The organism is Desulfurobacterium indicum (assembly GCF_001968985.1).
GTDB classification, from domain to species: Bacteria; Aquificota; Aquificia; order Desulfurobacteriales; family Desulfurobacteriaceae; genus Desulfurobacterium_A; species Desulfurobacterium_A indicum.
The window spans coordinates 74,009-87,080 of record NZ_MOEN01000004.1 but is presented as its reverse complement, the minus strand read 5'-3'; the positions used below and the strand labels follow the sequence as shown (position 1 = coordinate 87,080).

At 39.8% G+C, this 13,072-nt stretch carries 12 protein-coding genes and 1 pseudogene; 7 read left to right on the top strand and 6 right to left on the bottom strand.

Translation table 11 applies throughout. The annotated features are described in order from the left end of the window. Positions 1-76: 76 nt before the first annotated feature. The 3 genes and pseudogenes from BLW93_RS02025 to BLW93_RS02015 all read left to right on the top strand — a co-directional run. Positions 77-415: pseudogene (locus tag BLW93_RS02025) on the top strand (P-II family nitrogen regulator); the annotation flags it as partial. Positions 416-438: 23 nt separating this feature from the next. Further along, positions 439-1,752 carry an ammonium transporter gene (locus BLW93_RS02020; protein ID WP_076712445.1) on the top strand — a complete coding sequence of 438 codons (1,314 nt, stop codon included), beginning with the start codon at positions 439-441 and terminating at the stop codon, positions 1,750-1,752. A 165-nt stretch (positions 1,753-1,917) separates the two neighbouring features. Further along, a complete protein-coding gene (locus BLW93_RS02015) occupies positions 1,918-3,216 on the top strand; it encodes an ammonium transporter (protein ID WP_076712444.1) in 1,299 nt (432 codons plus the stop codon). A gap of 41 nt (positions 3,217-3,257) precedes the next feature. On the opposite strand, the gene cimA is transcribed toward BLW93_RS02015, so the two are convergent. After that, positions 3,258-4,859 (bottom strand): citramalate synthase, encoded by a 1,602-nt coding sequence (gene cimA / locus BLW93_RS02010; RefSeq protein WP_076712443.1) that lies wholly within the window; start codon positions 4,857-4,859, stop codon positions 3,258-3,260. Between the two features lie 77 nt (positions 4,860-4,936). Continuing rightward, positions 4,937-6,148: an aspartate kinase gene (locus tag BLW93_RS02005; RefSeq protein WP_076712442.1), complete on the bottom strand. Its 1,212-nt coding sequence runs from the start codon at positions 6,146-6,148 to the stop codon at positions 4,937-4,939. A 129-nt stretch (positions 6,149-6,277) separates the two neighbouring features. On the opposite strand from BLW93_RS02005, the gene hisI reads away from it, so the two are divergent. From hisI to BLW93_RS01985, 4 genes are read left to right on the top strand one after another with little or no spacing between them, the layout of a single operon-like run. After that, the gene (gene hisI, locus BLW93_RS02000) at positions 6,278-6,652 is read left to right on the top strand and encodes a phosphoribosyl-AMP cyclohydrolase (RefSeq protein WP_245791978.1); all 375 of its coding nucleotides are present in this window, start codon (positions 6,278-6,280) and stop codon (positions 6,650-6,652) included. Beyond that, positions 6,639-6,926: a phosphoribosyl-ATP diphosphatase gene (gene hisE / locus BLW93_RS01995; protein ID WP_076712441.1), complete on the top strand. Its 288-nt coding sequence runs from the start codon at positions 6,639-6,641 to the stop codon at positions 6,924-6,926. The genes hisI and hisE overlap by 14 nt, the downstream gene beginning before the upstream one ends. Positions 6,927-6,937: 11 nt before the next feature. After that, positions 6,938-7,735, top strand: coding sequence for a Nif3-like dinuclear metal center hexameric protein (locus tag BLW93_RS01990; RefSeq protein ID WP_076712440.1), 798 nt, complete (start codon positions 6,938-6,940; stop codon positions 7,733-7,735). Further along, positions 7,713-8,429 carry a zinc ribbon domain-containing protein gene (locus tag BLW93_RS01985; protein WP_076712439.1) on the top strand — a complete coding sequence of 239 codons (717 nt, stop codon included), beginning with the start codon at positions 7,713-7,715 and terminating at the stop codon, positions 8,427-8,429. Before BLW93_RS01990 ends, BLW93_RS01985 begins: the two co-directional genes overlap by 23 nt. On the opposite strand, the gene BLW93_RS01980 is transcribed toward BLW93_RS01985, so the two are convergent. Genes BLW93_RS01980 through BLW93_RS01965 form a run of 4 tightly spaced genes read right to left on the bottom strand, consistent with a single transcriptional unit; the run spans position 8,430 to position 13,071 of the window. Beyond that, entirely contained in the window at positions 8,430-10,067 is a 1,638-nt protein-coding gene (locus tag BLW93_RS01980; protein WP_076712438.1) for a radical SAM protein, read from the bottom strand. Next, entirely contained in the window at positions 10,064-11,164 is a 1,101-nt protein-coding gene (gene ftsZ / locus BLW93_RS01975; protein ID WP_076712437.1) for a cell division protein FtsZ, read from the bottom strand. Before ftsZ ends, BLW93_RS01980 begins: the two co-directional genes overlap by 4 nt. A 25-nt stretch (positions 11,165-11,189) precedes the next feature. Next, positions 11,190-12,440 (bottom strand): cell division protein FtsA, encoded by a 1,251-nt coding sequence (locus BLW93_RS01970; RefSeq protein WP_076712436.1) that lies wholly within the window; start codon positions 12,438-12,440, stop codon positions 11,190-11,192. Next, positions 12,433-13,071 carry a cell division protein FtsQ/DivIB gene (locus tag BLW93_RS01965; RefSeq protein WP_144443985.1) on the bottom strand — a complete coding sequence of 213 codons (639 nt, stop codon included), beginning with the start codon at positions 13,069-13,071 and terminating at the stop codon, positions 12,433-12,435. The genes BLW93_RS01970 and BLW93_RS01965 overlap by 8 nt, the downstream gene beginning before the upstream one ends. Position 13,072: the final 1 nt, after the last annotated feature.

Below are 13,072 nucleotides of genomic sequence, written 5' to 3'. Positions count from 1 at the left end.
TGAGGCTAAGGAAGAACTTCAGGATATGTTCTCCAGGAGGTACTCCTAATGGTTTACACAAAATTATTGACACAACCAAAAAGTTGAGGCCATCATAAAGCCTTTTAAAATCGAAGCTGTAAAGGATGCTCTTATGGCCATCGGTGTAAGAGGTATGACGGTTGAAGAAGTGAGAGGATTCGGTAAGCAGAAAGGACACGCTGAACTTTATAGAGGTGCCGAGTATGTTATTGACTTTATCCCGAAAGTGAGAATAACTGTTGTTGTTCCAGATACGCTTGTTGAAAAGGTTGTAGAAGCGATAGTTGAATCTGCAAAAACAGGACGAATTGGTGATGGAAAGGTGTTTGTTATTCCTGTTGAAGATGCGATTAGAGTTAGAACAGGTGAAAGGGGAGAAACCGTTTTACAATAAACTTTTGGTTGGGAGGTAGGAAGATGGCGACAGCCGAACTGTTCCAGAATGTAAATGCCTTGACGGGGCTGGTGGAAAACCTGAAGCACTTTGCCGATGCTTCAGACGTTTTCTACCTTGTTGTTATGGGTGCCCTGGTGTTTATCATGCAGTGGGGCTTTGCGATGCTTGAGGGAGGACAGGCGAGGACAAAAAACGTTAATAACGTAATGATGAAAAACATCCTCGACTTTATGGTTGGTGGTCCTCTCTGGTTGTTTGTAGGTTACTGTATCGCAACTTACGGTCTTGGTTTTGGTGATTGGGCAACGTGGTATAAACATGTTTTTGATGCCTCCGCCAGTTCTTCTCACAACGGCCTTGTGATGGCTGAATGGTTCTTCGGACTTGTTTTTTGTGCTACAACTGCAACCATTATTTCAGGTGGAGTTGCGGAAAGGATTAATTTCCTTGCTTACGTGTTCCTTTCAGTGATTGTTACAGGTCTTCTCTATCCTATATGGGTTCATCTTGGTCCGTGGGGAGCCAACATACTTCCATATCATGATTATGCCGGAAGTTTGAACGTTCACGCTCTCGGAGGTGCAATAGGACTTGGTGCTATAATTGCCCTTGGTCCAAGAATTGGAAGATTCAAAATTAAGGATGGAAAAAGGATTCCCATTCCTATCCCCGGTCATGATGTTCCTATGGCAATATTCGGAGCTTTCTGCCTCGCCTTTGGCTGGTATGGGTTTAATGTAGGTAGCTCTATATTCCTTAAAGATATTTCAGGGCTTGTTGCCGTTACAACAACAATGGCAATGTGTGCAGGTGCCATATCCGCTATGGTTGTTTCTCACTTTGATCCTCTTGCAACGGCAAACGGTTTCCTTGCAGGGCTTGTTGCTATTTGTTCAGGAACGGATGTTGTTAGTCCATTTGGAGCTTTGATCATAGGACTTGTTGCCGGAGCTCAGGTTCCGATAGTATTTTCTCTTGTAGAAAAGCTTGGAATTGATGATGCTTGTGGTATATTCCCTGTGCACTTTGGAGGAGGCGCAACAGGTGCTATACTTGCAGGTGTGTTTGGTATGAAAGCTTTGGGAGGACTTGGAGGCGTGAATCTTGGATGGCAAATAATAGCAGTTGTTCTCTGCCTTGTTTATGGTGTAGTTGTAGGTTATATTGCTGCTAAAGTGGCAGGATTTCTTGCTGGAGGACTTAGAGTTCCAGTTGAATGGGAGCAAGAAGGTCTTGACATTACAGAACACCACTTGAAGGCTTACCATATGGAGGATCCAGTTTCCCCAGTTGCTTATGAGAAAGCCAAGCAGGAGGGCAAAATTGTTGCATAAGAGTGCCAGCAGGTAAGCCGTTTCCGACTTACCTCTGGCTTTTCCTGTCTGGCATTGGCGCCGTGGCCGCGGTGCCAATGCCCCCTACCTTTAGGCGTGAAGGGTAAAAAGAATTTTACTACATTTTTGTAGGATTCTAAAACTTTTCTTTAAGGAGGTAAGGGTATGAAGACAGGAAAAGCCAGTTTGCTAAAAGGTGCGCTACTGGCACTGCTACTTGCAACGCCTGCATTTGCAGGTGACGGTATCAATCACGGTGATACCGCATGGCTTCTCATTTCTACTGCTTTAGTTGTAATGATGACACCGGCTGGTCTTGCGATGTTTTATGCCGGTATGGCAAGGGTTAAAAACGTTCTGAACACTATCGGTATGAGCTATATAGCTTATGCTGTTGCAAGTGTTGTATGGGTTGTTATCGGTTATTCTCTCGCTTTCGGTAAGGATATTGGCGGTTTTATCGGAGGACTGAACCATCTTTTTCTTTCTGGCATAGGTGTAAACAGTGTTTCCGGAACTATTCCTACGCTTCTGTTTGTTTCTTTCCAGATGGCATTTGCCGGCATTGCAGTGGCTATTGTTAGCGGTTCTGTAATTGAAAGAATGAAGTTTTCTTCCTGGGCTATCTTTTCAGCTCTCTGGATAATCTTTGTTTACGCTCCTATTGCCCACTGGGTTTGGGGTGATGGTGGTTGGCTTTTAAAGATGGATGCCCTTGACTTTGCTGGCGGTGCCGTAATTCACATTAATGCTGGTATTTCAGGACTTGTTCTTGCTTATCTTGTTGGAAAGAGAAAAGGATACGGAAAAACAGCAATGTTCCCTTCAAGTATTGCCCTTACGGCTCTTGGTGTGGGTCTTCTCTGGTTCGGATGGTTTGGATTTAACGGCGGTTCTGCTCTTGCTGCAAACAGTTCTGCGGCACTTGCACTTATTACGACCAATACTGCAGCTGCTATGGGTGCCATTACATGGATGATTATTGAATGGATGAGAGACGGTCATCCTACTGTTCTTGGTATTGTTTCAGGTGTTGTTGCAGGACTTGTAGGTATTACACCGGCTGCAGGCTTTGTAGGTATTATTGGAGCGCTTATAATAGGTCTTACTTCAGCTATTGTTGGATATTTCGGAGTTGCTATTCTCAAACCAAAACTTGGATATGATGATTCTCTTGATGCTTTTGGTGTTCACGGTCTTTGTGGAATCTGGGGAGCTCTTGCTACAGGACTTTTTGCCAATCCTTCAATGGGCGGAAAGGCAGGACTTTTCTTCGGTAATCCTCATCAGTTTATCGTTCAGCTTATTTCTGTTGTTGCTGTGATTGTTTATGCTGGTGTTGTTACATTTATTATTGGTTCTGTTATTAAGGTTGTTACTGGCGGTCTCAGAGTTGATGAAGAGAAAGAATATGACGGACTTGATAAATCTATCCATGGTGAGAGGGCTTTTGAGCTTGAGTGATTAAGATAAGGGTTTTAAAAGGGGGCTCAAAGCCCCCTTTTTTATTTATTCTTTTCTTCGTCCTTCATCAGTTTGTATTTAATGGCATCTATAAGTGCCAACCAGGATGCTTCTATAATGTTTGGAGAGACTCCTACTGTTCCCCATTTATCTTTTCCGTCTGTTGATTCTATGAGAACACGGGGAGATGCTTCTGTTCCGGCTGTTTCGTTGAGTATTCTAACTTTGTAGTCTGTAAGTTTTACCTCTTTTAAGTTTGGATAGAACTTTTCAAGAGCTTTTCTCAGTGCTTTGTCTAGTGCTTCAACTGGGCCTCTTCCATCTGCTGCCGTGTGTTCTACTCTTTCTTTTAAGCCTTTTTCTTCCGCAATCTCTTCGGGAATTTCAACTTTTATTGTTGCTTCTGCATATGCTTCTTCGTTTTCCGAGCGTTTTTCGGTAAGAACTCTAAATCCTTTAAGTTCAAAATACTTCTTTGTCTTTCCCAGAGCTTCTTTAAGGAGGATTTCAAATGAAGCTTCGGCTCCTTCAAACTGATATCCCTGAGACTCAAGGTATTTTATCTTTTCAAGTACTTTTTTAACAGCTGGGGAGTCTTTTGATAGCTCTATGCCCAGCTCTTTTGCTTTATTGATAATGTTGCTCCTTCCAGATAGTTCAGATACCATTATCTGCCGTTTGTTGCCGACAAGTTCAGGATTTATATGTTCGTATGTTCTTGGATTTTTCTCGACAGCTGATACATGGACTCCGGCTTTGTGGGCAAAAGCGCTGTCTCCTACAAATGGCAGGTTATCAGGATGGGGTCTGTTTGAAAGCTCTGAAACAAGGCGTGATACAGAGTAGAGTTTTTTGAGGTTTTCTCTGCTTATGGCTTCTATTCCCATTTTTAAAACAAGGTTGGGAATTATAGAGCAGAGATTTGCGTTTCCTGTTCTTTCTCCGAGTCCGTTTATCGTTCCTTGAACCTGTATGGCGCCTTTTTTAACAGCTATCAGTGAGTTAACCACCGCCATGTCTGAATCGTTGTGGGCGTGAATTCCAAGAGGTGCATTGATTTCTCTTTTCACCTTTTCTATTATTTTTTCGGTTTCATACCATAATGTTCCGCCGTTTGTATCTGCAAGAACAATGCAATCTGCACCGGCTTCTTCTGCAGCTTTTAATGCTTTTAGTGAGTATTCGGGATTGTCTTTGAATCCGTCAAAGAAATGTTCCGCATCAAAAAAGACTTCGTCGGTGTATTTTTTCAAGTAGGATATTGTGTCGTAGATGAGTTCCAGATTTTCTTCAAGGGGTATCCTTAATGCTTCTTTAACGTGTAAATCCCAGCTTTTTCCGAAAACTGTTATTACTGGTGTTTCGGCTTCTATGAGTGTTTGTATGTTTTTGTCGTCTTCGATTTTGATTTTTGCTCTTTTTGTTGATGAAAATGCGACAATTTTGGCGTTCTTAAATTTTATTTTTTTTACCTCTTCAAAATATGCCATGTCTTTTGGATTTGAACCGGGCCAACCACCTTCTATGTAATGAATGCCAAGGTCGTCAAGAGCCATTGCTATTCTGAGTTTGTCCTCTAAAGAGAATGATACACCTTTTCCTTGGGCGCCGTCTCTTAGGGTTGTATCGTATATATAGACCATCTTTTTACTCCCGGAAGAATGTTTATGGCGGCTTTAAGCCGCCAGAGTGGTGATATTTAATATTATTTAACTGGAAGTTATTTATCAAGGTGGAAGGCTTCGTGAAGAACTCTAACTGCAAGTTCAGTGAATTTTTCTTCAATTATGCAGGAAATTTTAATTTCTGATGTAGATATCATCAATATGTTAATACCATATTTTGCCAGAGTATCGAAAACTTTTCCCGCCACTCCTGCATGGTTGCGCATTCCGAGGCCAACAATAGAAACTTTGGCTATTTTGTCGTCTGTTATTACACCTCTTGCGTTTATCTCTTTTGCAACGGTTTCTGTTATCTTCTGAGCTTTTGTCAGGTCGTTCTTATCGACGGTGAAAGAGATGTCTGTATATCCATCAACGGAGACATTTTGAACTATCATGTCAACTGGAATGTTCGCTTTTGCAAGCGCTTCAAAAAGCTTGGCTGCAATACCCGGTTTGTCAGGAACTCTTTCTACCGTTATTCTTGCCTCATTTTTATTATGAGCGATACCTCTCACCACGACCTTTTCCATTTCTTTGTCTTCCTCCTTTATAAGCGTTCCTTCGTCAGTTGTAAATGTGCAACGAACTCTTAGGGGAACTTTGTATTTCATTGCAAATTCTACGGATCTTATCTGGAGAACTTTTGCTCCTAAGGAGGCAAGTTCTAACATTTCTTCGTAGGATATTTCGTCGATTTTTCTCGCGTTTTCTACAATTCTTGGGTCTGCGGTATATACACCGTCAACGTCTGTGTATATATCGCACCTATCGGCGTTTAAAGCGGCAGCTATCGCAACGGCTGATGTGTCTGAACCGCCCCTTCCGAGTGTTGTTATTTCTCCGGTTTCTGTTATTCCTTGAAATCCGGTAATAACGACGATTTTTCCATTTTTAAGATATTCTTTTATACTTTGGACGTTTATATCAAGGATTCTTGCCTTTGTAAAAGCGGTGTCTGTTTTTATTCCAGCCTGCCATCCTGTTAAAGAAACAGCTTTGTATCCCAGGCTGTTCAAAGTAATCGAAAGAAGGCCGGCAGATACCTGTTCTCCTGTTGCTACAACAAAATCCATGTCTCTTTCGTTTGGCTCCGGAGTTATCTCTTTTACAAGTTTTATTAATCTATCAGTTTCCCCTGCCATAGCCGAAACTACAACAACAACGTCATTTCCTTTTTCCTTCTCTTCTATTACTCTTGATGCTACATATTTTATTCTGTCTATGTTGCCCATTGATGTTCCGCCGAATTTTTGGACTACCAGCACTTAATAAACCTCCGTATAGGTTTCGTTGAAATTAACCTTTATGATACAAAATTTCTATCTTAATTTTTAGAGATGTAACTGGATTTGCCATTAAATAGGTTAAAATAGTCTTCTCAGTAGAAAGCATATTTGTGGAGGTGTAATATAAAGGTTGATAGAGGGCTTTTAGAGAAGATAAATTTTGATAAGGGAAACGGACTTGTTCCAGTTGTTGTTCAAGATGTAGAGACACGGGACGTTTTAATGGTTGCTTATGCTAACAGAGAGGCTGTTGAGAAAACGGTAGAGACTGGTTATGCTCACTATTTTTCCCGCAGTAGAAACGAGCTATGGATGAAGGGGAAAACTTCAGGATATATTCAAAAAGTCAAAAAGATTTTGATTGATTGTGATGAAGATACACTTCTTTATCTTGTTGAGCAGACAGGGGTTGCCTGTCATACGGGGAACTGGAGCTGTTTTTATAGAACACTTGCCGAAGGAGATGGGAATGAGATTTTGTGAGGTTTTTGAAAAGCTTTATGGGATCATTGATGAAAGAAAAAGAACATTGCCGGAAGGTTCTTATACGGCATCTCTTTTTAAAAAGGGTGAGGATAGAATACTTCAGAAGGTTGGTGAGGAAGCGATAGAAACGATTCTGGCATTTAAATCGGGTAACCGACAGGATATCGTTTATGAAACTTCCGATTTACTGTATCACTTATTTGTAGCTATGGTAGAAAAGGGTGTTACTCTTGATGATATAGCTGTTGAGCTCGAGAGAAGGATGAAATAAAAGGGGACGGTATGGCAACGTTTAGAGAGATTGTTAACTTTCTAAGAACAATTGTGCCTGAAGGTATGCAGGACTCCTGGGATAACAGCGGTGTTCAGATAGGATTTGATAAGGAAGTAGAGAGAATTCTTTTTGCCCTTTCCATAAACGAGTCGGTTGTTGAGGAAGCTAAGAAAAAAGATATAGATATGATTGTTACTCACCATCCGATTACAATTTCTCCGATTAAGTATATAGATGAGAGAAGTGTTCCAGAAAGTTTTTATCTAAGGCTTATCCAGGAAAATATTCCTGTTTATTCGATGCATACCAATCTGGATGTTTCTCCTTTTGGTCCAACGGCTATCATTGCGGAAAAAATAGGTTTGAAAGATGTGAAACCTATTATTAACCAGAAGGGAATGCCTCCTTATGGGCTTGTTGGTGAGATAGAACCGGTGTCTCAAAAGTTGTTGGTTAAAAAGTTGTGTAAGGTGTTTGCTGATGATTTATACAGGATTGTTAACTATTCTCCAGAAAAAATAGTAAGAAAGGTTTCTGTATGTTCTGGTAGTGGAGCTTCACTTATCCGAGAGGTAGCTTCTGTTAGTGATTTTTTTATTACAGGTGATGTTAAATACCATGATGCTGAACTGGCAATTATGTTGGGGCTTACTGTTTTTGATGCAGGTCATTTCGGAACAGAGAAGCTTTTTTATGGAAAACTTTTAAAAGCCTTGAAAGAACGGTTTTCTGAGATAACTTTCCTTGTTGCCGAGTCTGAAAAATCGCCGTTTGAGGTGCCTGATGAATGTAATGGATGTTCTTGATGAACTACTTGAATTGCAAGATGTAGAGATTTCTATTTTGAGGGAAAAAAATCAACTTGCACGTTTAAAGGATAAAAGAAAGGAGTTACTGAGAAAAAGGAAGGAACTTAAAGAAAGACTTGTTTCTTTGGAAAATGAAATAAGCAAAGTTAAGGCTTCCATTGAAGATCTTAAAAATTTTATCGTTTATAAACAGGATAGGTTGGAAGAACTTCGTAAGCAAAAGGAGCACGCTACAAGTCGTAAGAGTTTTAAGGAAATTTTGAGACAGATAGCGAAAGCTGAAGATGAGATAATAAGAGCGAAAGCTGAGCTTGCCAAATTGCAGGTTGAGCTTGAAGAGCTTGAAGAAAAGTCAAAAGACGAAAGGTTGTTTTTGAAGGAAGCTATTGGAAAGATAGACAATGACTTGAGTTTGCTTGAGAAAGAGATAGAAAGACAGAAGTCAAAAGTTTCAAAACTTGAGGACAGAGCCCGTACCGTTAGAAAAACGTTACCAGAGGATATATGTGAAGAGTATGAGCAGTTAAAAAAGAAGTATAACGGCCTTGTTTTTTCCGATATATCCTCTGGTGCTTGCGAAGGTTGTGGAATGTCTTATTCATCTGCGGAATTTGCTTCCATTTTGAAGGAGCTTGAGCCCGGGAAAACGCGATGTCCTTACTGTGGGAGATTTGTGATAAAGCTCAGATAGTTATTCGCACAGTCCGCATGCTTTGCATCCTTTGAAGCATGCGGGGGATGGTTTTCCTTCAAATATTTTCATATATTCATGCCATAGGTAGTCTTTTTTGATTCCACTGTTAACGATTTCCCAGGGGAATAGCTCTTCTTTTTCCCTTTCACGGGTGTAGAGAAGTTCTATCTTAAGTCTCAGTTCTTTAAGGCTTTTTTTGAAGCTCGTTTTGTCTTTTATAGTGTTGATAGCAGCTATTCCGATACGATCGTCTCCTCTTGAAATAACCGCCTGTATGACGGCGTTTCTGGTGTTTTCAAATGTGAGCTCTACGTTTGGTATTTTTCTGATAAGTTTTCCTAAAAGTTTAATTCTTTTATCTAAGAGATTTTTAGGCGGCATTCCGAACCACTGCATTGGTGTAAATGGTTTAGGTATTAGTGGATTGAGACTTAAGGTTATCTTCCCCGTTTTTTTTCTTTTTTTCCAGAAATACATGGCTATCTCTTTAAATTTTAAAGTCATGGATACTATTGCTTCTATGTCCTCATCCGATTCTTCTGGAATACCTATTAAAAAATAGAGTTTTAGATTTTCGGCTCCGTTTTCAAACAGTCTGTGGCAGAAGTCAAAAAATTGTGCATCGGTCACTTTTTTGTTAAGTGCCATGCGCTTTTCTTCTCTTCCCGCCTCAGGTGCTATGGTTACCGTCTTTTGTCCTGACTCCTTTACTATTTTTAAAACGTGGTCTGATGTTGAGGAAACTCTTAGGGAAGAAAAGGATGCTTTCATATTGTATTTTTTCAATAAATTGTAGAGTTGTTCCATTTTGGAGTAATCGGTAACAGCTGTTCCTATCAGTCCAACTCTGTTCGTTATTTTCGACGCAGCTTTTATCTCTTTTTCTATGAGGTCTATTTCTTTTTCCCTGTATGGAAGTCCCATTGCTTGAGCAACGCAGAATCGGCATTTTTCTGGACATCCTCTGCTAAGTTCTATCAGTGCCATTCCTTTGAATGCGGTTTCTTCCGTTATGAAGCAAGAGCAGGATAATCTCCGGGAATATTCAGATGAGCGGAATATTTTTTTTACATCGCCGGAAAAATCTTTTATTCTGTCTTTTTCATATTGGAAACGGTAGTTTTCGGAGATGATAATGTTGTCAAACTCTGACATTGTTTCCAATAATTCTTGTTTGTTTTTCTTCCCTGCCAGGTTTTTAAACATTTTTTCCATTCTTTCTTCAGCTTCTCCTAAATATATGACGTCAAATATCGGGAGGAATGGAGCAGGATTGTAGAAGACTCCTATTCCGCCGGCAAAGATTAATGGAGAAGAATGTTCCCTTTTGTCTCTTTCCGGTTTTATGTTCCAGTTGATTAATGTTCTGATTACTTCAAACAGGTGTTCTTCATAGGTTATGGAAAAAGCTAATATGTCAAATTCGACGAAAGGTTTTTCTAGAAAGAAACTGAGTTTTTGCGTTCCGAAACCTATATCACAAGAAACTCCATCTATGGTGTTTAGGTTGGAGTAGATATTTGAAATGGCAAGGCTTGAAAAACCCGAAAATGGTTCTCCCGGATAGATTAGGCATACCTGCAGGTCTTCTTTTTTGGCCTGCAGGTGATTACATAAAGGATTTAGCTCAATCACTCTTCGTCTTTAAGCTGTTCCAGCAGACTTGCTATATCGATGTTAAGGTCAACAACTTCCTCTTCAGATTCCTTTCTTCCGCCGAAGGCTGAAGAGGAAGATGAAGATGTAAATCCTGGTAGAAATGTTGGTCTTCCCTTCTCGTCAAATCCTGTTGCTATTACAGTAACCTGTATTGAGTCTTCCAGGGATTCGTCGAGGGTAACACCAAAGTAGAAGTTTGTGTCGTCCCTTTTAGCTCTTTCTTTGATGAGACCTGCTGCGGCGTAGGCTTCGTCAAGTGTAAGATCTGTTCCACCTGTTATGTTTACAAGAATTCTGCTTGCTCCTTCTACCTGAACATTTTCAAGGAGCGGGTTGTCTATTGCTTTCCTTGCTGCTGTAAGAGCTCTGTCTTCTCCGCTTGCTTCGCCGGTTCCCATTAGTGCATAACCGCCGCTGTGCATTACGGCTTTTACATCAGCAAAGTCAAGGTTGATAAGCCCTGGTCTTGTTATAACTTCTGTTATTCCTTTTACGGCTTGATATAGAACGTTGTCTGCAAGTTTAAATGCGTTAAGTATGCTCATATCTTTCGGTGCAACGGTCAGTAGTTTTTGGTTCGGAACAACCATAAGTGTGTCGACAAATTCTTTCAATCTCCTTATTCCCTGTTCTGCATATTCGTGACGTTTTCTTCCTTCAAAGTCGAAAGGTCTTGTAACTACCCCGACAGTAAGAATTCCCATATCTTTCGCTATTTTTGCGACTATTGGAGCGGCACCTGTTCCTGTTCCTCCTCCCATTCCTGCGGTGATAAATACCATGTCAGCGCCTTCAAGAACTTCCCTTATCTTTGGTTCGTCTTCAAGTGCTGCTTGTTCACCGATTTCAGGTTTTCCACCAGCACCGAGCCCTTTTGTTAATTTCTCACCTATCTGAACTTTTATCGGAATCGGTGATTTTGATAGAACTTGTGCGTCTGTATTTATGACGACAAAATCAACACCTTCTATACCGTTTTCAAACATTCGTGATACGGCATTTCCGCCGCCTCCTCCTACACCTATTACTTTTATAACTGGCCCCAGGAAACTTTCTTCTGCTATGTCAAACATTTACAACCTCCATTTATGTGTTCTCTCAGATTAATTGATCAATAAGTCTTTTAAACCATCCAAAAAAGCCGGCTTCGTGCCTTTTTGGAATTATATCGTCCTTTACTTCAAAGAGCTTTCCTTCCGGTTTTCTTGTCGCAGCTATGTAGTTTATACCTCCGATTACAGGTGTCAGTGAAAGGTCTAAGACGTTGTAGTCAGGGTGGCATATTTCTACGGGTGCTTTAAATATTTTTTTGGTTAGAATGTCTATATCTTTAAGTTTTGTAAGTCCCCCTGCAAGGTAGATTTTATTCAAATTTACAACCATTGAGGGGTCTGTGTTTTCAAGCTCCGTTTTTATATCTTTGAGGATTTTTTTCAATCTTATCTGCACCAGAGCAGGAATAACAATCTTCGGTAATTTGGCAAGTTTACCACCAAGAGAGATTGTGATGTATTCATTTTGAGGAACTTTGAACGCGTAAGCACTTCCGTGTTCCAGAAACAGTTTCTCAATCTCTTTTCTGTTAAGTTTCAGCTTGCTTAAGATAAATTCTATTATGTCGTTTCCACCGTCAGGGATATACTTGTTAAATACGGGTTTATCTTCTCTAAAGTAGAAGTATTCAGTAGTTCCGGCGCCCATATATATGAAAAGGTTATTGTTAAAGTATGTTTTTTCTTTTCCTTTCGTACCGTAAAATGCTGCAAGGGATTGGAGAATGAGCCCATTTAGTTTAAGTCCGCAGTCTTTTAAAAGCTCTTCTATGGTTCTTTTTGTGTGTTTAGTAACAAGAACGATGAGAGCTTTCATGGCAAGCTCTCTGCCGCTGTGCCCTACCGGATTTTGAATACCTGTCAAATTTTCTATTATGAACTCTTGCGGAATAATATGCATTGTTTCATAATGTTGTTTGACAGGTGGTCCTTTTTTGTCAAGAAGCTCTTTTTCCGCTTTATTTTTTAAATCATTTACATCTTTGAATTGAATTGTCTGAATACCGGGAAAGTTTATTTGTGCTTCGACTTTGTAGCTTAATGTATGTGTTCCTGAAATTATTACGTATGCCTCGTTAGGTAGATGCGTTGCTGATTCTATTTTAAGCTTGTTTAGGGCTTCGTTGAGAGCGTCTTTTACGGAAACTACGCTGGATATGTTTCCGCTTTTTATTCCTCTGGAAGGAGCAGACGCCATGGCTATGATTTTTTTGTTCCCTTTCCTGTCTGCAACGCCAAGGGCTGCTCTTATTTCGGTTGTCCCTAAATCTATGGTAAGTATTTTTTCTTCAATCATCTTTCCTCCCCTTCTCAATCAGAAGGCCTGAGAATCTTAAATCATAATAGCCGGAATAAGGCTTGGATAAAATTTTAAACAATTTTTTGAAATTTTGCCAGCTATTTCCGCCATTTCCTAAAAAAACTATTATTTTGTGCTGAGGATATAATAATTTTATACCTGTGTCTGTTAATAAAATTTCCGGTTTTTCGTTTATGGGATTTTCGGATTTCAGATATTGGGTAATGAATGATATTTCAAGAAGTGTGTCTTCTGTGACTTTTGGAAATCCTCTGGAATCTTTTGTGAAAAATGGAGCTTTTCCTTTGTAGAAAAAAGTTTTATTTTTGGGACACAGTTCTTTGTTTTTTCCAAGAATATATCCGTTTTCTCCTACATTATAAGCTTCGTTGTCGGCAACAATGCAGAGATTTACAGGTTCTTCTTTTATATTAATAGTTAATATTCCTTTGATGAAGGAGATATCTGCCTTTTTTACCCAGGGAAGTGAATTTATAAATGACTTTAAGTCTTTTACTTTATTTTCATCATAAGGAGAGTTTATCGATATTTGTCCCGTTAGCATGTCAGTTATTTTGCTTCCCCATAAGTTTTTGTTGAGTTTAATTTTGACTTTCTCAATTTTCATC

Bases quoted from the DNA above. Each gene is read 5' to 3' on its own strand.
- BLW93_RS01965 (WP_144443985.1), bottom strand. From the start codon at position 13,071: ATGAAAATTGAGAAAGTCAAAATTAAACTCAACAAAAACTTATGGGGA.
- BLW93_RS02020 (WP_076712445.1), top strand. From the start codon at position 439: ATGGCGACAGCCGAACTGTTCCAGAATGTAAATGCCTTGACGGGGCTG.
- ftsZ (WP_076712437.1), bottom strand. From the start codon at position 11,164: ATGTTTGACATAGCAGAAGAAAGTTTCCTGGGGCCAGTTATAAAAGTA.
- cimA (WP_076712443.1), bottom strand. From the start codon at position 4,859: ATGGTCTATATATACGATACAACCCTAAGAGACGGCGCCCAAGGAAAA.
- BLW93_RS01990 (WP_076712440.1), top strand. From the start codon at position 6,938: ATGGCAACGTTTAGAGAGATTGTTAACTTTCTAAGAACAATTGTGCCT.
- BLW93_RS01985 (WP_076712439.1), top strand. From the start codon at position 7,713: ATGAATGTAATGGATGTTCTTGATGAACTACTTGAATTGCAAGATGTA.
- hisE (WP_076712441.1), top strand. From the start codon at position 6,639: ATGAGATTTTGTGAGGTTTTTGAAAAGCTTTATGGGATCATTGATGAA.
- BLW93_RS02015 (WP_076712444.1), top strand. From the start codon at position 1,918: ATGAAGACAGGAAAAGCCAGTTTGCTAAAAGGTGCGCTACTGGCACTG.
- BLW93_RS01970 (WP_076712436.1), bottom strand. From the start codon at position 12,440: ATGATTGAAGAAAAAATACTTACCATAGATTTAGGGACAACCGAAATA.